Source organism: Actinomadura scrupuli, from assembly GCF_050971785.1.
Taxonomy (GTDB): Bacteria; Actinomycetota; Actinomycetes; order Streptosporangiales; family Streptosporangiaceae; genus Actinomadura_E; species Actinomadura_E scrupuli.
In genome coordinates this window covers 569815-588193 of record NZ_JBPCCU010000001.1, presented here as the reverse complement: position 1 = coordinate 588193, position 18379 = coordinate 569815, and the positions used below count along the sequence as shown (strand labels likewise).

16 protein-coding genes are annotated in these 18379 nt (G+C 73.0%); 6 read left to right on the top strand and 10 right to left on the bottom strand.

Annotated elements, in window-relative coordinates; genetic code table 11:
- Positions 1–182 precede the first annotated feature (182 nt).
- A complete protein-coding gene (locus tag ACRYCC_RS02720) occupies positions 183–1154 on the top strand; it encodes a C40 family peptidase (protein ID WP_433808300.1) in 972 nt (323 codons plus the stop codon).
- A gap of 35 nt (positions 1155–1189) precedes the next feature.
- On the opposite strand, the gene ACRYCC_RS02715 is transcribed toward ACRYCC_RS02720, so the two are convergent.
- Positions 1190–2308 (bottom strand): right-handed parallel beta-helix repeat-containing protein, encoded by a 1119-nt coding sequence (locus ACRYCC_RS02715; protein WP_433808298.1) that lies wholly within the window; start codon positions 2306–2308, stop codon positions 1190–1192.
- 408 nt (positions 2309–2716) lie between these two features.
- Here ACRYCC_RS02715 and ACRYCC_RS02710 point away from each other — a divergent pair, with 408 nt between their 5' ends.
- Positions 2717–3085 (top strand): hypothetical protein, encoded by a 369-nt coding sequence (locus tag ACRYCC_RS02710; RefSeq protein ID WP_433808296.1) that lies wholly within the window; start codon positions 2717–2719, stop codon positions 3083–3085.
- 61 nt (positions 3086–3146) lie between these two features.
- Here ACRYCC_RS02710 and ACRYCC_RS02705 read toward each other — a convergent pair whose 3' ends face one another.
- From ACRYCC_RS02705 to ACRYCC_RS02685, 5 genes are all read right to left on the bottom strand, one after another.
- Positions 3147–5195, bottom strand: coding sequence for an acetoacetate--CoA ligase (locus ACRYCC_RS02705; protein WP_433808294.1), 2049 nt, complete (start codon positions 5193–5195; stop codon positions 3147–3149).
- An 86-nt stretch (positions 5196–5281) separates the two neighbouring features.
- Entirely contained in the window at positions 5282–6004 is a 723-nt protein-coding gene (locus ACRYCC_RS02700) for an HAD family hydrolase (protein WP_433808292.1), read from the bottom strand.
- A gap of 205 nt (positions 6005–6209) precedes the next feature.
- A complete protein-coding gene (gene pruA, locus ACRYCC_RS02695; protein ID WP_433808290.1) occupies positions 6210–7838 on the bottom strand; it encodes an L-glutamate gamma-semialdehyde dehydrogenase in 1629 nt (542 codons plus the stop codon).
- Between the two features lie 159 nt (positions 7839–7997).
- Positions 7998–8510 (bottom strand): DUF6912 family protein, encoded by a 513-nt coding sequence (locus tag ACRYCC_RS02690; protein WP_433808288.1) that lies wholly within the window; start codon positions 8508–8510, stop codon positions 7998–8000.
- Positions 8511–8697: 187 nt separating this feature from the next.
- Positions 8698–9348, bottom strand: a complete 651-nt coding sequence (locus ACRYCC_RS02685) for an HAD family hydrolase (protein ID WP_433809902.1) — start codon at positions 9346–9348, stop codon at positions 8698–8700.
- Between the two features lie 107 nt (positions 9349–9455).
- Here ACRYCC_RS02685 and ACRYCC_RS02680 point away from each other — a divergent pair, with 107 nt between their 5' ends.
- A complete protein-coding gene (locus ACRYCC_RS02680) occupies positions 9456–10658 on the top strand; it encodes an acyl-CoA dehydrogenase family protein (protein WP_433808286.1) in 1203 nt (400 codons plus the stop codon).
- Positions 10659–10710: 52 nt separating this feature from the next.
- On the opposite strand, the gene ACRYCC_RS02675 is transcribed toward ACRYCC_RS02680, so the two are convergent.
- Both ACRYCC_RS02675 and ACRYCC_RS02670 read right to left on the bottom strand, forming a co-directional pair.
- Entirely contained in the window at positions 10711–11604 is an 894-nt protein-coding gene (locus ACRYCC_RS02675; protein WP_433809901.1) for an N-acetylmuramic acid 6-phosphate etherase, read from the bottom strand.
- A gap of 2 nt (positions 11605–11606) precedes the next feature.
- Complete coding sequence (locus tag ACRYCC_RS02670) at positions 11607–12503, bottom strand: MurR/RpiR family transcriptional regulator (RefSeq protein ID WP_433808284.1); 897 nt, start codon at positions 12501–12503, stop codon at positions 11607–11609.
- Positions 12504–12665: 162 nt separating this feature from the next.
- On the opposite strand from ACRYCC_RS02670, the gene ACRYCC_RS02665 reads away from it, so the two are divergent.
- The 3 genes from ACRYCC_RS02665 (at position 12666) to ACRYCC_RS02655 (ending at position 16188) form a co-directional block, all read left to right on the top strand.
- On the top strand, positions 12666–13727 hold the full coding sequence (locus ACRYCC_RS02665; RefSeq protein WP_433809900.1) for an N-acetylglucosamine kinase: 1062 nt from the start codon (positions 12666–12668) through the stop codon (positions 13725–13727).
- A 43-nt stretch (positions 13728–13770) separates the two neighbouring features.
- A complete protein-coding gene (locus ACRYCC_RS02660) occupies positions 13771–15471 on the top strand; it encodes a glycoside hydrolase family 3 protein (RefSeq protein WP_433808282.1) in 1701 nt (566 codons plus the stop codon).
- 183 nt (positions 15472–15654) lie between these two features.
- The gene (locus ACRYCC_RS02655) at positions 15655–16188 is read left to right on the top strand and encodes a hypothetical protein (protein WP_433808280.1); all 534 of its coding nucleotides are present in this window, start codon (positions 15655–15657) and stop codon (positions 16186–16188) included.
- 69 nt (positions 16189–16257) lie between these two features.
- Here ACRYCC_RS02655 and ptsP read toward each other — a convergent pair whose 3' ends face one another.
- Together ptsP and ACRYCC_RS02645 are read right to left on the bottom strand one after the other, a co-directional pair.
- The gene (gene ptsP, locus ACRYCC_RS02650; RefSeq protein ID WP_433808278.1) at positions 16258–17988 is read right to left on the bottom strand and encodes a phosphoenolpyruvate--protein phosphotransferase; all 1731 of its coding nucleotides are present in this window, start codon (positions 17986–17988) and stop codon (positions 16258–16260) included.
- Entirely contained in the window at positions 17981–18253 is a 273-nt protein-coding gene (locus tag ACRYCC_RS02645) for an HPr family phosphocarrier protein (RefSeq protein WP_433808276.1), read from the bottom strand. Before ACRYCC_RS02645 ends, ptsP begins: the two co-directional genes overlap by 8 nt.
- Positions 18254–18379: the final 126 nt, after the last annotated feature.

The following is an 18379-nucleotide window of genomic DNA, read 5'->3' as shown; positions in this document are numbered from 1 at the left end:
CGGCGACGGCGTTCGCCGAGCCCCAGGGCCAGGCGAATCAGGATCCCCGGCCGCTGGCGCAACAGTCGGGCACGCTGCTGCCGACGGCACAGGATCCAGGAAGTCTCCCGGACGTTCAGGATCTGCCCAACATGCGAAACCTGCCCGGCCTATCAGGATTACAGGACCTCGATGATCAGGACATGCCGAGCATCGACGATCTGCGCGCCCTGCAGGTCCGTAGCGGACTGGGCGAGCTGCAGGTCCCTCACCTCCCGCAGCACCCGGCGGCGGCGCCCTTGCCGGCGCCCGCATCGGTGGCGCACCTGCCGGGGGCCCACCTGCCGGGGGCCGCGCCGGCGGCACCGCACGCCTCCAACCCGCAGAACCAGCAGAACCCGCCCGCCGCGTCCCTCACACTCGATCCACTGAAAACGATCGACCTGGGCGGCCCGCGGGCTCTGCACACCGCGCGGAACCCGCGATCTCCGCACTACCCGCGCGCCCACCGGAGCCGGCACGCCTCGGCGGACCTGCTGGGTTCACGCGCCCTGAACAGGCTGCACAGCCTGCACGACCTGCACGGCCTCCGCAGCCTGCACGACCTGCAGAGCGTGGAGGGCATCCGGAGCCTGCGCGGCCTGCACGGGCTGCACGACCTGCACGCACTGCGGGCCCTGCAGGCCGTCCCCGGCCTGCAGTCGGGACAGCGCCGGGCGCTGCGGCTGGCGCTGGTGCAGGAGGGCGTACGACATCGGCGGGCGACCCTGGTCGCGAAATGGAGGACCCGCGCCTCCCGCGCGGTCCGCTTCGCCTACAACCAGCGCGGCCGCCCGTACGTCTTCGGCGGCACCGGCCGGCGCGGTTTCGACTGCTCCGGGCTCGTCCAGCAGTCCTGGCGGCACGCGGGCGTACGACTCGCCCGGGTGGCCCGCTCGCAGTTCCACACCATCCGCACGCACGTCCCGGTCAGCCGGTTGCAGCCGGGAGACCTGCTGTTCTTCAACGGACTCGGGCACGTCGGGATGTACGTCGGCCGCGGCCGCTTCATCCACTCACCGCACACCGGTGACCATGTCCGAGTAGCACGGTTCGCCAGCTACTACCGCCGTGCGTTCGTGGGCGCCACACGCCCCGCCTGGCATCCCCTCCCCCGCGTCCCGACCAGCCTCTAGCGCGCGGGATGAGAGGTCCCCTGACCACGGTGCGGTCAGGGGACCCCGATCCAGCCTCCGGGGTGGTCGGTGGGCCGGGTGAGCCTGCAACTGCGGTCGGAGTCGGTGTTGCCCCCCAGCGACTCGTACCGGGCCAGCACGGCGCGGCAGTCGCCCGGGCCGGCCTTGGTGGTGTTGCCGGCGACGATGGAGTTCTTCAGCCGGATCCGCCCGGCGATGCTGCCGATCGCGTCCGAGACCGGGGCTCCGGGGTCGGGCAGATAGCCGAGAGTGATGTTGAGGCCACCGCCCCCGTCGTCGGCGTAGTTGTCAATGATCTTCGAGTCCACGATGTCGAGGCCGAGGATCCGCGCGTCGATGCCGCCGCCCAGCCCGGCCAGCTCTCCCGGGCGGGAGGGGTCGTGCGGGTTCACCACGCGGTTGTGGGAGATCGTCGACCGCTCGACCAGCCCCTGCCAGTCGAAGCGGATGCCGCCCGCCTCCCCTGCCTGGTTGTGGTCGACCAGGCTGTCGCGGAGCGTGAACGAGCTGAACGGGATGTTGAACACGCCGCCGCCGAACGTCGAGGTGTTGCCGGTGATGCGCACGCGTTCCATGGTGAGCTCGGAGGTGTTGAGCACTCCGCCGCCGCCGTAGTAGTTGTACGGCGAGGCGGTGGGCGCCGATTCCCCGCCGGTGACGGTCACCCCGGAGATGGTGGTCCTCCGCAGGACCGTGAAGACCCGGTCGAGGCGGCCGCCGTCGATGACGGTGGACTCCGGGCCCGCCCCGGTGATGGTGGTCGGCGCCATGATCTTGAGGTTGCCGCTGGCGGCGTCGCCCAGGGTGTAGTCCCCGAAGGCCCGGCCCAGCGGTGGCGGGATGGTGAGCGTGAAGTGACCGGACGGCACCACGATCGTCGAGCCCGGGTTGGAGTCGGCCTCCATGACCGCGGCGCGCAACGTGCACGTGCCGTCGGCGGCGCGGCACCGGCCGTCGCCGGGGGACGCGTCGGGCAGGTCCTTGGTGCCGTCTACCTCGAGCCGCAGGGCACCGGCCGCGTGGGCGGCCGGGACCCCGCTCACCGCCAGCGCGGCCACCGCCGCTCCGGCGATCGTGGCGCGGAGTGCCCCGCGGCGGTTCCGGAGCGGGGCCGATGTGCTGTGAGCTGCCATGTCAGGAGAACCTAACCGGGCGGTAACTTCCTGCACAGGCCCGTCCGCCAGGGTGGCCACACGCGGCAACGGTTGAACGGAAACCGGCCCGCGTACGTACGACAGTCAGACCCCGGCCATCGGGCTCGGCCATCGGGCTCCGCCGCCTGCGCCGACGCCGGTCCGCCGCGGCGGGCCGGGCGGCCCGCCCGGAGTCCCCCGCCCGGCCGCGGACGGCTCGACAGCCCCGCACCCCGAACTCGACCGATCCGCCCGACGGCAACGGATGGGTATGGACACGGTAAGTAATTACAGAGATACTCTCCGTGAGATACCGACCCCTCCCTCGCGGGGCGTCCCGGCGGGCCATCTGCCGGGCGTCCCGCGAGGCCTCGGCCCGGCAGGGCCCGGGATCATCGAAGGAGAGCAATGCAGGCGAAGAAGCTCGCAGGTTTCGCGCTGGCCGCCCTCACCGGCGCGAGCCTGGCGACGGTGGTGGCCGCCACCCCGGGATCGTCCGCCACCTCCGTGTCCGCGCCCGCACGGGCCGCCGACATCACCGGCTACCAGCTCGTCAAGCTGCCCAACGCCAACGTCCCCAACTTCAGCCGGCGCACGGTCCTGTGCCCGAGCGGCAAGCGGGCCGTGGGCGGCGGCGCCGAGGCCCAGGGCAACGACGCGATCCTCGTCGGCAGCTTCCCCACCGATGACGGGAGGGGCTGGATAGGCCTCGGCCGCCAGAACAACTACAGCACCGTCGGGATCAGCGTCTACGTCATCTGCGCAAGCGCGTCCTGAGCGCGTCCCCCTGAGCCTGGTTCCGGTCGGATGCGGCCGACCGGAACCAGGCTCGCCGCCGTCAGGCGCCGCCCTGGGCCGGCGGGGTGAAATACGCGAGGACCTCGGGGTTGGCCATGGCGTCGGGATTGGCCGCCTTGCCTGGCGGCACACCCTGCAGGATCTTGCGGACGGGCACTTCCAGCTTCTTGCCGGACAGCGTGCGCGGGATGCCCGGGACGACATGGATCTCGTCCGGCACGTGCCGGGGCGACAGCGCCGAGCGCAGCGCGGCGCGCAACCGGCCGGTCAGCTCCTCGTCCAGCGAGAAGGACGGGACGAGCGTCACGTACAGGATCAGGCGGCCGTCGGCACCGAGCTGCCCGGTGTCGATGACCAGGCTGTCGGCGATCTCGTCGAACGCCTCCACGACCCGGTAGAAGTCCGAGGTGCCCATGCGCACCCCGCCGCGGTTCAGGGTGGAGTCGGAGCGGCCGTAGATGACGCAGCCGCCGTCCGGCAGGATCTTGATCCAGTCACCGTGCCGCCAGACCCCGGGGAAGTCCGCGAAGTACGACTCGCGGTAACGGGCACCGGAGCTCCCGGCGGGCCGGTCGTTCCAGAAGTACAGCGGCATCGACGGCATGGGCTCGGTGAGGACCAGCTCGCCCACCTCGTCGATGACGGGCCGCCCCGACGGGTCGTACGCCTCGACCTTCGCGCCGAGCCCCCGGCACTGGATGACCCCCGCCCGTACCGGCAGCAGGACGCAGGGGCCGACGAAGCCGGTGCACACGTCCGTACCGCCCGACAGGGAGCCGAGCAGCAGATCCGCCCCTCCGGCACGGGCGACCGCGTCGTAGACCCAGTCGAAACCCTCCGGCGGCAGCGGCGAGCCGGTGGAGCCGATGCCGCGCAGCCGGGACAGGTCGAGGTCGCGGCCCGGCCGCAGGCCCTGCTTGCGCGAGGCCATGAGGTACGGGGCGCCGGTGCCGAAGTAGGTCGTCCCGGTGTCGGCGACCAGCTCCCACAGGTCGACGGGGGCGCCGTCGTACAGCACCACGGTCGTGCCGGCCAGCAGCCCGCCGACCAGGTAGTTCCACATCATCCAGCCGGTCGTGGTGTACCAGAGGAACACGTCGCCGGGCCCGAGGTCCTGGTGGAAGGCGAGCGCCTTGAGATGCTCCAGGACGATCCCGCCGTGGCCCTGCACGATCGGCTTGGGCAGCCCGGTGGTGCCGGAGGAGTAGAGGATCCAGAGCGGGTGGTCGAACGGCACCGCCTCGAAGACCGGCTCCGCCGGGCCGCCCGCCTCCGCCTCCGCCCCGGCGAGCAGCTCCCCGTAGGCCGTGGCCCCGTCCAGCCGGGCCGCGGGGTCCAGGTAGGGGATCAGCACGGTGGCCCGCACCGTCGGCAGCGCCTCCCGGATCTCCTGGACGACGCCGGTCCGGTCGTAGGCCGAGCCGTTGTAGCGGTAGCCGTCGACGGCCACGAGCACCGCCGGCTCGATCTGGGTGAACCGGTCGACGACGCTGGGGGCCCCGAAGTCCGGCGAGCACGACGACCAGATCGCGCCCAGCGAGACGGTGGCCAGGAAGAGGATCAGGGTCTCGGGGATGTTCGGCGCGTAGGCCACCACCCGGTCGCCGCGACCGACCCCCAGCGAGCGCAGCCCGGCCTGGGCCCGTGCGACCTCGCCGGCCAGCTCCGCCCAGGTGAGCGTACGGCCCGTGCCGCCGGCGGCGGGCTCGCTCCGGGAGATCACGGCCGTACGGTCCCGGAACTCCGGATCATCGGCCCGGCGCAGCGCGTTCTCGGCGTAGTTCAGCGTCGCGGAGGGGAACCAGCGGAGCCCGTCCACGGGCATCGGCCCGCCGGACCGCACCGGGCCGTCACCACGATGACCGATCACCTCGAAGTAGTCCCAGAGGGAGTCCCAGAACTCGTCCGGGGACTCCACCGACCAGCGCCACAGCTCGTCGTAGGAGGCCATCGCGGCGCCCGTCCGGTCCCGCAGCCAGCGCAGGTAGCGGGTGATCTGCGCGCGCTCCACGACCTCCGCGGACGGCTCCCAGAGCGGCGAACCCTCGGCCACCGGCATCGCGCCACCTCCCAGTTCGACAATGACCATTTAGCCGCTCCCGCAGGCAGGGGTGCAACTCCGGCCCCGGGACGGACCTCCCCGCGATCGGACCACCGGCCGGGAGCGCTCCTCGATCAGGAGGCGTTACGGCCGGTCAGATGCTCGATGGCACGCACGACGGTGGTGGTGTCGGCCAGCGTGGGCAGCACCACGTCGGCGCCCGAGGAACGCAGCTCCGCCTCGGTGGCGGCACCGGTCGCGACCCCGATGATCGTGGCGCGGGCGATATGGGCCGCGCGGACGTCCAGCGGCGAGTCGGCGATGATCACCGTGGTCGACTCGCCGAAGGGCACCGCGTACTTGCGGGTCGCCCGGGTCCGGGCCAGCTCCACCAGCGCGCCCTTGGGGTAGATCTCCGAGCCGTAGCCGCCGACCTCGAAGTCCACGTGCCGGTCGAGCCCGAGTTCGGTCAGCTTGATGATCGCATTGGGCTGGATCGCGCCGGTGAGCACGGACTGCACGACCTCGGGCAGCCGGGCCACCGCGTCGAGCGCCTCCCGGGCGCCGGGCAGCGCCCTGCCCTGCTCCCGCACGAGGCGGCGCCGGGCCGCGAAGGTGTGCGCGAGCGCGTCGAAGAACGCCGGCAGCGTTTCGTCGGTGGCCGGGACGCCGTTGAACGCCAGCGTCTCGAAGATGATCTCCGATTCGGTACGCCCCGCGGTGGGGGCCAGCCGCACCAGCGGACGCCCCGTCACCCGCTGGAAGGCCTCCGCGTAGGCCTCGCGGGTGACCCTCCCGACGTCGACCAGCGTGTGATCGATGTTCCAGAGGACCAGGCGGTGGTGCGTCATGGACATGCGGTTCCAAGCTTCCGAGGGAGGCGGGGGGCCACGGGCCGGGACCAGGACCGGGCGCGCCCCCATGGTCTTGCCTCCCGGGCGCTCCGTGCAACTCACCGCCCGCCCGCCCTCCGTGATCATGCAATCGTTCGTCGAACGATTGCATGATCACGGAGGTGTGGGTCGGGTCCCCGGGTGGGGGTCGGGGCGGGTGGAGCTCCGGTCAGCCCATGTGGGGGTAGCGGTAGTCGGTGGGCGGCACGAACGTCTCCTTGATCGTGCGGGCGTTGACCCACCGGATCAGGTTGAAGATCGAGCCGGCCTTGTCGTTGGTGCCGCTGGCCCGGGCACCGCCGAAGGGCTGCTGGCCGACGACCGCGCCGGTGGGCTTGTCGTTGATGTAGAAGTTGCCCGCGGCGAACCGCAGCCGCTCGCTCGTCGCCGCGATGGCCGCGCGGTCCTGCGCGATGACCGCCCCGGTCAGGCCGTACGGCGACGCGCCCTCCATCTGCGCGAGCATCGCGTCGTAGTCCGCGTCGGCGTAGACGTGCACGCCGAGGATCGGGCCGAAATACTCCTTGGTGAAGATCTCGTCGGTGGGGTCGGCCGACTCCAGGACCGTCGGGCGGACGAAGAAGCCCTCGGTGTCATCGGTGTCCCCGCCGGCCAGCAGCCGGATCGAGTCGGTCGCGCGGGCCCGCGCGATGGCCTCCCGGTGCTTGTCGAACGCCCTCCGGTCGATCACGGCGCCCATGAACAGCGACAGGTCCTCGGCGACGTTGCCCATGCTCAGTGCCTCGACCTCGTCGCAGAAGTCGTCGCGCACCCGGTCCCACAGGGACCTCGGGACGTAGGCGCGCGAGGCGGCCGAGCACTTCTGGCCCTGGTACTCGAACGAGCCCCGGATCAGGGCGGTGGTGAGCACGGCGGGGTCGGCGGAGGGGTGCGCGACGATGAAGTCCTTGCCGCCGGTCTCCCCCACCAGCCGGGGGTACGCCCGGTAGCCCGCGATGTTCTCACCGACCGTGCGCCACAGGTGCTGGAAGGTCGCGGTGGAGCCCGTGAAGTGGATGCCGGCCAGGTCCGGGTGCGGCAGGGCGACCTCGGAGAGGGCCTGCCCGTCGCCCGTGACCATGTTGATCACTCCGGGCGGGAGCCCGGCCTCCTCCAGCAGCCGCATCAGGAAGTGCGCGGAGAACTGCTGGGTGGGCGACGGCTTCCAGATCACGACGTTGCCCAGGAGCGCGGGCGCCGTCGGCAGGTTGGCCGCGATCGAGGTGAAGTTGAACGGCGTGATCGCCAGGACGAAGCCCTCGAGCGGACGGTACTCCAGCCGGTTCCAGATCCCCGGCGCGTTGCCCGGCTGCTCGGTGAGCAACTGCCGGGCGTAGTGCACGTTGTAACGCCAGAAGTCGATGAGCTCGCAGGCCGCGTCGATCTCGGCCTGGAAGGGCGACTTGGACTGGCCCAGCACCGTGGCCGCGTTGATCGTGGCCCGCCAGGGCCCGGCCAGCAGCTCGGCGGCCCTGAGGAAGATCGCGGCGCGGTCGTCGAAGGACAGCGCCCGCCAGCCGGGGGCTGCCTGACGGGCGGCCTCGATCGCGGTCCGGACGTCGTCGTCCGTGGCGTTGTTCAGCTGCCCCAGCGTGTGCCGGTGGTTGTGCGGCTCCACGACGTCGATGGGCGAGCCGGCTCCCGGCCGCTGCTCGCCCCCGATCGTCATGGTGAGCGAGAGCTGCTGCCCGCCCAGTTCCTTGATCTTCGCCTCCAGCGCGGCGCGCTCTTGGCTGCCCGGTGCGTAGGACTTGACCGGCTCGTTCACCGGTCCGGGCACGTTGGTCACGCCGTCCATGCTGCATGCTCCCCATGAAGTCGACGTCTCTGTCGATATGCACGCATCGTCGCATGGTTCCCCCACGCCCGCGAACCGCCCCTGAACTGCGATTACGGAAGGCCCGGGTTTTGGCGAGGAAGGCCGGCCGCACGGCGGGGCTCAGGAGAGCGGGCAGGGCTAGGGGAGCAGGTAGGGCAGTTCCTGCACGGCGTACCACATGAGCTCGTGGCCCTCGGCGCCGTCGACCGCGAAACGGGCGTCCTCGTCCCCGGCGTCGGCGGCCGGGAGCGCCTGTACGGCGGCCAGCACGGCGGGGCCGGCGACCACGTCGTCGACATGGCCGGAGGCGACCTTCCGCATCGGGATCGGCGCGCCGACCCGGACCAGGGCCCGCTCCCCCTCCGCCGCCATCGCCGCGTCACCGGGCTCGTACGACACCGCGTCCTCGGGCAGGTCGACGGCGAGCACGACCCTGCGCGGCGGGGCGTCGGGCGACCCGGCGAGCAGCCGCAGCGAGGCGCGGGCCGCCGCGGTCATGGCGGCGTACTCCAGCTCCTCCAGATCACCGTCGGCGTACCACTCGCGCAGGGCGGGGGTGACCGCGTACGCGGTGAGCGGCTCGGGACCGACCTCTCCGTCGGCCAGGGCGGCGGCCAGTGCGGGGAGCGTGGACGGCAGATAGACGCGCATGTCAGTCCTGGATCTTCGAGCAGGGTGAAAGGTGGCAGGTCGCGGCATTCAGTGTCGCACCATTGGCAGCGTACGGCGGCCTACGTCACCTACGTCCCAGGTATCGCCGAGTCGGGCCCGCGCCGGCCCGGGTCAGGGCCCAGGACCGGCCCGGGTCAGGACCGGCCCGGGTCAGGACCGGCCCGGGTCAGGACGCCGGGCCCGACAGCGGCAGGCCGAGGAGTTCCTCGAGCCGGGTCACGGTGTCCATGACGTCGGTGTGGTGCAGGCCGACCATGCCGAGGGCCTCGGCGGCACGGACGTTGTGCTCGATGTCGTCGACGAAGACGCACTCGGCCGCCCGCAGCCCCAGCCTGTCCAGCACCCGCCGGAAGATCGCCTCGTCCGGCTTGCGCAGGCCCACCTCGGCGGAGATCACGACGGCGTCGAACAGCTCCGCCCACAGCTCCCTCGGGTAGGTGTTGCCCCAGGAGTTGGACAGCAGGGCCGTGCGCACCCCGTGGGCCCGCACCGCGCGCAGCGCGTCGTACATCGGCTCGACCGGCAGGAACGCCAGGAACATGCGGTTCAGCAGTCCCTCGGCGGCCACCGGGCCGCCGTCGACGGTGCGCAACTGGGCGGCGAGCAGCCGCTCGAACTCGGCCGGGTCCAGCGAGCCGTCCTCCAGCCCGTGAATGGGGTTGGTCCCCGTGCCGGCGTAGGCCTCGGTCACCCAGGTGCGCATGACCTGGCGGTAGTGACCGGAGTCCAGCCGTTCGGCGGTGACCCACGCGGCGATGGCGTCGTTGAGCGGCGAGGTGAGCACGCCACCCCAGTCTGTGATCACACCACGCACCATCGGCACGACTCTCTCTCCCTCACCCCGGCGACCCCCAAGGCGCGCCCCACCTGGGATCGTACCGGGGCCCGCAACTGAACCGAACGGCGTTCTGTCACACTGGCGCCATGGACTTCGAATCGAGCGCCAAGGCACGCGACCACCTGGCGAGACTGCAGCGGTTCATGGACGAGCGGGTCTACCCGGCGGAGGCCGAGTACGCCGCGTGGCGGAAGGCCAACGACCCCCACGCGCTGCCCCCGATCGTCGAGGAGCTCAAGGCCGAGGCCCGGCAGCGGGGCCTGTGGAACCTCTTCCTCCCGGACGTCTCCGGTCTGTCGAACCTGGAGTACGCGCCGCTGGCGGAACTGACCGGACGCTCCCCCGAGATCGCTCCGGAGGCCGTGAACTGCGGCGCCCCGGACACCGGGAACATGGAGGTCCTGCACATGTTCGGCACCGAGGCCCAGCGCAAGCAGTGGCTGGAGCCGCTGCTGAACGGTGAGATCCGGTCCGGCTTCGCGATGACCGAGCCCGCGGTGGCCTCGTCGGACGCGACGAACATCGCCACCCGGATAGAGCGGGACGGCGACCACTACGTCATCAACGGCACCAAGTGGTTCATCACCGGCGCCGCCGACGAGCGCTGCAAGATCTTCATCGTGATGGGCAAGACCGACCCGGACGCCCCGGCGCACCGGCAGCAGTCCCAGATCCTCGTGCCGAGGGACACGCCGGGCGTACGGATCGTCCGGCATCTGCCGATCTTCGGTTACCAGGACCAGCACGGCCACTCCGAGATCGTCTTCACCGACGTGCGGGTGCCGGTCGAGAACCTCATCGCCGAGGAGGGCGACGGGTTCCGGATCGCCCAGGCCCGGCTCGGCCCCGGCCGGATCCACCACTGCATGCGGGCCATCGGCATGGCCGAGCGGGCCCTGGAGCTGATGTGCCGGCGCGCCTCGTCCCGGGTCGCGTTCGGCCGGCCGCTCGCCGAGCAGGGCGTCGTGCAGCAGCAGATCGCCGAGTCACGGATGGCGATCGAGCAGGCCCGCCTCATGGTGCTCAAGACGGCCTGGCTGATCGACCAGGCCGACGCCCGCGCGGCGCGCACGGAGATCGCCGCCATCAAGGTGATCGTCCCCCGGATGACGCTCGAGGTGCTCGACCGCGCCATCCAGGTGCACGGCGCGATGGGCGTCTCGGACGACACCCCGCTGGCGGCGATGCACGCCTGGGTCCGTGCCATGCGCATCTTCGACGGCCCCGACGAGGTGCACGTCCGCACCGTGGCCCGCCAGGAGCTGCACCGTTACGGGACCCGCGGCTGAGGTCGGGCCACCGGCCCGGCCGGTGACGCGACCCCCCGCCGGCCGCGTGCTCTCACCTGAGCTGGGCCACCGCCTCACGCACCGCGCCGCCGCTGGCCTGCAGGGCCGCGGCGGCGTGCGCGGCCGGCACCTCGCAGAGCAGGGCGACCAGCGCCACCCGGGTGTCGCCCCCGGCCTCGGCCAGCGCCTTCTCGCAGGTCGCGGTGTCGAGGTCGGTGGCCTCGCTGAGGATCCGGACCAGGCGCCGCCGCAGCTTGCCGTTGAGCGCGTTCACGCTGACCATCAGGTTGGAGTAGGTACGTCCCATCCGGACCATGACCGTGGTCGAGAACGCGTTGAGCACCAGCTTGGTCGCGGTGCCCGCCTTCATCCGCGTGGACCCGCTGATCACCTCCGGGCCGGTGGCCAGGCCGATGTGGACGTCCACCTCGTTGCCGAAGGAGGCGCTCGGGTTGGCGCTGATCAGCGCGGTGTACGCGCCGGTCCTGGCCGCCGCCCGCAGCGCTCCCACCACGTACGGGGTACGGCCGCTGGCCGCGATGCCGATCGCGACGTCACCGGCCCGCACCGAGCCGGCGTCGCGGGCACCCAGGTCGGGGTCGTCCTCGACGTCCTCCATCGACTGGTAGAGCGCGCCCAGGCCGCCCGCGTTGTGCGCCACGATGGAACCGCGGTCGATCCCGTACGTCGGCGGCAGCTCGGCGGCGTCGAGAACGGCGAGCCGCCCCGACGTGCCGGCCCCGAAGTAGTGCACCCGCCCACCCCGGCGGAGGGTCTCCACCGCCTGGTCGACGACCTGGGCGACCTGCGGCAGCACCTCGGCGACGGCCGCGGCCACGAGTTCGTCCTCGGCGTTGATGAGCCGCAGGACCTCCAGGGTCGGCATGGTGTCCACCTCGAGTGTCCGCGGATTTCGCTCCTCCGTGGGGAGATCGCTCAACGGCATCGTCATCGCCGTTTCCGCTCCTGCCGTACGCGCCGGCCCCGCACCGCCTCGAACGTGGACTCCAGTGCCTCCCTGGTCGGCTTGTAGGTCTGCTGGGCCACCCCGACGAACACGCAGTCGATGACGGTCAGCTGGGCCAGCCTGCTGGCGGTGGCCCCGGACCGGAAGGTGGTCTCCCGGGCGGCGGTGGTCAGCACATGGTCGGCCACCTCCGCGATCGGCGATCTCGGGAAGTTGGTCAGCGCGACCGTCGTCGCGCCCCGCTTGTGCGCCACCGCCAGCGCGTCGATGGTGTCGGCGGTGGCCCCCGTGTGCGAGATGCCGACCGCGACGTCGCCCTTCTCCAGGACCGCCGCGCTGGTCAGCATGATGTGCGCGTCCGACCAGGCGAAGCAGGTGCGGCCGATGCGGTGCAGCTTCTGCTGGAAGTCCAGTGCCACGAAGGCGCTGGCGCCCACCCCATAGACATCGACGCGGCGTGCGTCGACGATCGTGTCCACCACCAGGCCGAGGGCCTCGATGTCGAGCTGGGCCGCGGTCTCCTCCACGGCCCGGGCGTCGGCGTAGGTGACCTTCTCGACCACCAACTGCAGAGTGTCCTCCGGTCCGATGTCGCTGCCGACGACCCGGCCGCCCAGAGCCGACTGGGCCCGCCCCGCCTCGGTCGCGAGAGTGAGCCTCAGCTCGGGATATCCGGTGAAGCCGATGGCCCGGCAGAACCTGATGACCGTGGTCTCAGATGTGCCACATGCCTGTGCGAGCTCCGTGATGGTGGAGTTTGCTACGCCTTCAGGGTCATCGATGACCCGTTGAGCCACGCGGCGCTCCGCAGGGGGCAGCGAAGGGAGCAGGGAACGGACTCGCACGACCGTGCTGAGCGGTGGTGCGCCCCCCTGCATGTCCGCAGTCCTGATGTCGGTCTTGGTATCCGTTGGCGCTGCGCCGATGGGGTCCTGTCCGGCGGTTTTCCTCATGACAGAAAGTTTCTTACAAGCCGAATATCCCGTCAATGCCGAAAGGGCTACGGTCACGCTGTGTTGACCCATTTGGCCGGTCCGTACGTGGTCGGCGTGGATGCGGGTGGCACGAAGACCCGCTGCGTAATCATGACTCTGAGCGGAGCCGTCGTCGGAACCGGAACGGCGCCCGGCGCCAACCGCAACTCCGGCGGCGACACCGCTACCTCACTCACCACCGCCCTGCGCGCCGCGCTGGGCGACCTCGATCCCTACCTCGTCCTCCGTGGCGTCTTCGGCATCGCCGGGGCCGGCTCGGCGGGCAGACCCGCGGCCCTGCGCGCGGCGGCCTCCGCCTGGCAGGCCTGCGGGCTGACCGGAGCGCCCACCGTGGTCACCGATATCGCGGTGGCGTTCGCCGCGGGCACCACCGCCCCGGCCGGCATCGTCGTCTTCGCCGGCACCGGGGCGGGCGCCGCCGTCATCGACGACGGCACCATCGTACGCCGGGCCGACGGCTACGGATGGCTGGTCGGCGACGAAGGTTCCGCCGTCTGGATCGGGAAGGAGGCGGTACGCGCCGCCCTCGCGGCCTTCGACGGGCGCGGCAGGCCGACGATCCTGGCCGAGTCGGTGCCGCGGGCCCTGCTCGGCCACCAGTTCGTGCAGGAGAACCTTCCCGAGGGCACCGTCCCCGAGCCCCTGCCCCCGCCCGCACCCCCACCGCCCGGTCGCGGCGGGGCGGCGACCGCCACGGCGACGGCCCCGGAGATCAGGACCCGGCTGCCCCGCCAGACCGGGAACACCGTCGCCCAGGCGATCATCAAGGAGGTGTACGGGGCGCCGCCCGCCGCGCTGGGCAAGCTCGGGCCGGTGGTCTCCGCGGCGGCGATGGCCGGGGACTCGGTGGCCCGGCGCATCGCCGCCGAGGCGGCCGAATGGCTCCTGCTGGACGTGGACGCGGTGCGGTCCGCCGCCGACGTCTCCGCCCCGGTCGTCATGGCCGGGTCGGTGCTGGGCAACGGCCCGGTCGCCGACGCGGTGCGCAGCGGTCTCCGCGAGAGGTTCGCCAACGATCCGACCCCGGCGGGTGACGGAGCGGCGGGCGCGGCCGGAATGGCGCTGCGCCATCTCGGCCTCCCACCACCCGCGCTCCACCGGTGTTAGGTTCACCACGATCCGCGAAACGACCACGTCGGGGGGCCTGGTCATGGTGCGTCACCTTCGAGCGGCCCGCGCGCCGGCCGGAGCCCTGGCCGCTCCGCTCGCCGTCTCGCTGGCCGCCCCAGCGCTCGTCGCGGCACTGGCGGGCTGCGGTGGCGGCAGGGCCGTACCGCAGGCCACGACCACGAGTCAGGACCCCGTGCGACAACGACAGCGGCCACCGGATCCGGGAGGCCCCGCCATCCCGCGGGGCTCCTGGATCCGGGGGTTCGTCGCCGAGATGAGCGCGGCGGAGAAGGTCGGGCAGCTGTTCGTCCCGGCCTTCTCCAGCCGCGCCGAGGCGCTGTCGATGCTCCGGCGCTTCCACGTCGGCGGGTTCATCTACTTTCCCCGCAACGCCCGTACCCCGGAGCGGACGGCGCGGCTGTCCAACGCGCTGCAGGACGCCGCCAAGGTGCCGCTGCTGCTCGGCGTCGACGAGGAGCAGGGCATGGTGTCCCGGCTGCCCTACCTCACGGCCTTCCCCGGCAACATGGCGCTGGGCGCCTCCCGGCGGCCCGAGACCGCCCGGGCCGCCGCCCGCGTCACCGGCACCGAGCTGCGGGCGGTCGGCATCAACCAGAACTACGCGCCGGTGGCCGACGTCAACGTGGATCCGGCCAACCCGGTCATCGGGCTGCGCTCCTTCGGCTCCGATCCCGCGCTGACCGCCCGGATGATCGCCGCGGCCGTGGACGGCTACCAGGCGGCGGGGGTGGCCGCGACCGCCAAGCACTTCCCGGGCCACGGCGACACGGCCACCGACAGCCACACCGGGCTGCCGGTGATCGAGCACTCGCGGCGCCGGTGGGCCCGGCTGGACGCGCCTCCGTTCACCGCGGCGATCGCCCACGACGTGGACGCGATCATGACGGCGCACATCGTGGTGCCCGGGCTCGACCGCTCCGGCGATCCGGCCACCCTGTCCCCGGCGGTGCTGACCGGGCTGCTCCGCGGCCGGCTCGGCTTCCAGGGCGTCATCATCACCGACTCACTGTCGATGGCCGGGGCGCGGGTGAGGTACGGCCCCGGCGAGGTGCCGGTGCGGGCCGTCGCGGCGGGCGCCGACCAGCTGCTGATGCCGCCGAGCCTGCCCCGCGCCTACCGCGCCGTGCTCCGGGCGGTGCACGAGGGCACCATCTCGCAGACCCGGCTGAACGACGCGGTGAGCCGGGTCCTGCGGATGAAGGAGATCCGGGGCCTGTTCGCCGGCCGCCGCGCCGATCCCGCCGCCGCCGAAGAGATCATCGGTTCGGCCGCGCACCGGGCCGTCGCCGCGAGCACCGCCGAGCGCGCGATCACCCTGGTGAAGAACGACGGGGTGCTGCCGCTGCGCGGTGACAGGCACGTCCGGGTGACCGGGGTGGAGAGCGCCCGGGTGGCCGCCGCGCTGCGCCGCCAGGGCGTACGGGTCGTACCCGGCGCACGGGGCGCCGACGTCACCGTGCTGACCACCCACAACGCGGGCGGCGCGACGGCCTCCCAGGTGCACGGGCTGCGCGGGCGGCCGGTCATCGTGGTGGCGCTCGGCCGTCCCTACGACCTCGGCCACACGAGGCACGCCGCGGCCGCGCTGGCCACCTACTCCGCCGGGGACGCGGCGATCGGGGCGCTGGCCCGGGTACTGACCGGCAAGGTACGGCCCACGGGCCGGCTGCCGGTCGCGGTATCCCGCGCCTACCCCTTCGGCCACGGCCTGACGTACTGACTTGACGTACTGATTTGACGTACTGACTTCCCGTCCCGGAGCCGTCCGGCTTGGGCGTTCCCGCCATTCGTTCCTCCGCTGCGGATGGACGCGACGGGTCCCCGGCTGGGAAGATCGGGCACCAACAGGCTCGCCGGCCCACCGTGACCACGCGCCGCCGCCTCGGCCCGGAGGAGGTCTCGAGTGCTCAGACGTCCCCGCCTGCTGACCGCATGCCTCTCACTCGCCCTGGTGCCGCCGCTGGCCGGCTGCGGGAGCGGCCAGCCGGACACCTCCCTCCCGCCGCTGACCCCCGAGCCGGGCCTGTCCCTGGGCGGCCCGTCCGACGGCCCCCCGCGCGACGACCGCACCGCCTCCCGGTCGGCGCGGGCCCCCGGCTTCGCGGCCAGGGTCGCGCTGCAGCGCCTCCTGCGCGCCGCCGCCGCCGGAAATCCCGGCGCCTGCGTCTACGTGGCCCCGGACTACCAGAAGACCCTGTTCGGCGCGGCGGGCTGCCGGGCCTGGATGGGCCAGGCCGCCGGCCACCTCACGGCGGCGGAGCGCGCCGCCCTGCGCGGCGTACGGGTACCGGCCGCGACCGAGGGGGCGAACGACTCGGAGTTCACCGTGCGGTTCACCGATCTGCGCTGGAGCGGCGCGGCTCCGCAGCCCCGCGGGATCCTGCGCACCGAGTACGTACTGCGCAAGATCGGCACGCGCTGGGTCCTCGCCGCCTGATCTGCGGGCACCGGCCGGCCTCGCGCCTGGATTCCCCCGCCCGGCCGGGCGGGGCGGGCGGCCTCCCCGTCACAGGCCCAGGCCGGCCAGGGCGGGCAGCGCGGTGGCGGCCGCGGCACGGGCCGCCGCAGCGGAGGTGGCGGCCCGGGCCAGCGCGGCGGCGTCCCGGCACTCCGTCAGGGTGTGGGCGGCCAGCGCGGCCCGGACCAGCGGCAGGGCGGGGGCGTTCATCGACAGCGAGGTGACGCCCAGCCCGGCCAGCACACAGGCCAGGGCCGGGTCTCCGGCCGCCTCGCCGCATACCCCGCAGCCCTTGGCCGCCTCCTGGGCCGCACGGGCGGTGACCGCGATCAGGTCCAGCAGCGCCGGCTGCCAGGGATCCTGCCACCGGGCGACCTCGCCCACCTGCCGGTCCGCCGCGAAGGCGTACTGGGCCAGGTCGTTGGTCCCGATGCTGAAGAACCCGACCGCACCGATCAGCTCGCGGGCGCGGAGCGCGGCTGCCGGTATCTCGATCATGACGCCGGGGTTCTCGATGCCGGCGCCCGCGCACGCGTCGGCGAAGAACCGGGCCTCCTCGGCGTCGGTCACCATCGGCGCCATGACCTGGAGCCGCGCGGTCAGCCCGGCGGCGGCACCCGCCAGCGCGGCCAGCTGGGCCGTCAGGACGTCCGGATGGCGCTTCAGCGTCCGCAGGCCCCGCACGCCGAGCGCCGGGTTGGGCTCCGTCTCCGCCGGTGCCAGGAAGGCCAACGGCTTGTCGGCGCCCGCGTCCAGGACCCGTACGACGACCGGAGCGGACGGGAAGGCCTCCAGCACGGGCCGGTAGGCCGCCTCCTGCTCTTCGCGGGTGGGCGGGACGGACCGGTCCAGGAAGAGGAACTCGGTGCGGTACAGCCCGATCCCCTCCGCGCCGGCCGCCAGCGCCGCCGCGACGTCGCGGGGGGCACCGATGTTGGCCAGCAGCGGGACGGCGTGCCCGTCCTTGGTCATGCCGGGGCCGGCGAGGGCCCGCGCCGCCCTGTCCCGGGCCCGCGCGGCCGCCCGCGCCCGGCTGACCTCGTCCTCGCCCGGTTCGACGCGTACGCTCCCGGAGGCGCCGTCGACCAGCACGGTCGTGCCGTCGGACAGCCCGGTGGCACCGTGGCAGGCGACCACCGCGGGCACCCCCAGGGTGCGGGCCAGGATCGCGGAGTGGCTGGTGGGGCCGCCCTCCTCGGTGACGAAGGCGAGCACCAGCGCGGGATCGAGCAGCGCGGTGTCGGCGGGCGCCAGGTTGCGGGCGACGAGAACGTAGGGGATCGGCTCGCCGTCGGGTCCCACCGGCTCGGGCATGGCGGGCATCGGCACGCCGTGCAGCCGGGCGAGGGTCCGGTCCCGTACGTCGTCGAGGTCGGCGGTGCGGGCGGCGAGGTACTCGCCCGCGCCGGCGAGCATCACCCGATAGTGGCGGAACGCGCCGGTGACCGCCCGTGCCGCGGGCAGTCCCTCCCGCGTCCTTTCCGTGATCTTGTCCGCGAGCCCGGGATCGCGGGCCATCAGCGCCTGGGCGTTGAGCACGTCCCGGGCGTCGGCGCGCCCGGCCGCGGCGGCCTTGCGGGCCCGGGTCTCCAGGTCCGCCGCGACCGCTTCGAGGGCGGCGCGCGCCCTGGTCCGCTCGTGCTCGGGGGTGCCGGTGTGCGGGCCCTCGGGAGGCGGGGGCAGGACCGTCTCCACGACGCGGTGCACCGGCCCGACCCCGACGCCGGGGCTCACTCCGAATCCGATCATCACTTCCTGGGGATCACCCAGGCTAGCCATCACCCGGCTCCGGTGCCGTCACCAGAGCCTCGAGCTGATCGAGCACCTCGTCGGCGCCCTCGCCGTCGGCCGCGATGGTGATCTGGTCACCGTGCCGCGCGTCCAGGCCGAGCACCGACAGGATGCTCTTGGCATTGACCGGGGCGCCGTTCCACTTGGCCACCGTGACGGCGGCGTCCGCCTTCATCGCGGTCTGCACGAACAGCGCCGCCGGCCGGGCATGCAACCCGACCTCGGGCTCCACTATGACCCGACGCTTCTCCATGAATACCTCCGTATGCTCCCGGCGTGCGGGATCGGCTCCCGAACGTCGGAAGCCGCCTCATTTTCGGCAGATGGTCCCCCACCTGGCCGACCGCGGAGCGAAGCGCCGGCGGCCGGGCGGTGGCCA

Excerpts from the sequence above, each read along its gene's own strand:
- ACRYCC_RS02720 (WP_433808300.1), top strand. The coding sequence starts at position 183 with ATGCCGAGCATCGACGATCTGCGCGCCCTGCAGGTCCGTAGCGGACTG.
- ACRYCC_RS02715 (WP_433808298.1), bottom strand. The coding sequence starts at position 2,308 with ATGGCAGCTCACAGCACATCGGCCCCGCTCCGGAACCGCCGCGGGGCA.
- ACRYCC_RS02710 (WP_433808296.1), top strand. The coding sequence starts at position 2,717 with ATGCAGGCGAAGAAGCTCGCAGGTTTCGCGCTGGCCGCCCTCACCGGC.
- ACRYCC_RS02705 (WP_433808294.1), bottom strand. The coding sequence starts at position 5,195 with ATGGTCATTGTCGAACTGGGAGGTGGCGCGATGCCGGTGGCCGAGGGT.
- ACRYCC_RS02700 (WP_433808292.1), bottom strand. The coding sequence starts at position 6,004 with ATGTCCATGACGCACCACCGCCTGGTCCTCTGGAACATCGATCACACG.
- pruA (WP_433808290.1), bottom strand. The coding sequence starts at position 7,838 with ATGGACGGCGTGACCAACGTGCCCGGACCGGTGAACGAGCCGGTCAAG.
- ACRYCC_RS02690 (WP_433808288.1), bottom strand. The coding sequence starts at position 8,510 with ATGCGCGTCTATCTGCCGTCCACGCTCCCCGCACTGGCCGCCGCCCTG.
- ACRYCC_RS02685 (WP_433809902.1), bottom strand. The coding sequence starts at position 9,348 with ATGGTGCGTGGTGTGATCACAGACTGGGGTGGCGTGCTCACCTCGCCG.
- ACRYCC_RS02680 (WP_433808286.1), top strand. The coding sequence starts at position 9,456 with ATGGACTTCGAATCGAGCGCCAAGGCACGCGACCACCTGGCGAGACTG.
- ACRYCC_RS02675 (WP_433809901.1), bottom strand. The coding sequence starts at position 11,604 with ATGCCGTTGAGCGATCTCCCCACGGAGGAGCGAAATCCGCGGACACTC.
- ACRYCC_RS02670 (WP_433808284.1), bottom strand. The coding sequence starts at position 12,503 with ATGCAGGGGGGCGCACCACCGCTCAGCACGGTCGTGCGAGTCCGTTCC.
- ACRYCC_RS02660 (WP_433808282.1), top strand. The coding sequence starts at position 13,771 with ATGGTGCGTCACCTTCGAGCGGCCCGCGCGCCGGCCGGAGCCCTGGCC.
- ptsP (WP_433808278.1), bottom strand. The coding sequence starts at position 17,988 with ATGGCTAGCCTGGGTGATCCCCAGGAAGTGATGATCGGATTCGGAGTG.
- ACRYCC_RS02645 (WP_433808276.1), bottom strand. The coding sequence starts at position 18,253 with ATGGAGAAGCGTCGGGTCATAGTGGAGCCCGAGGTCGGGTTGCATGCC.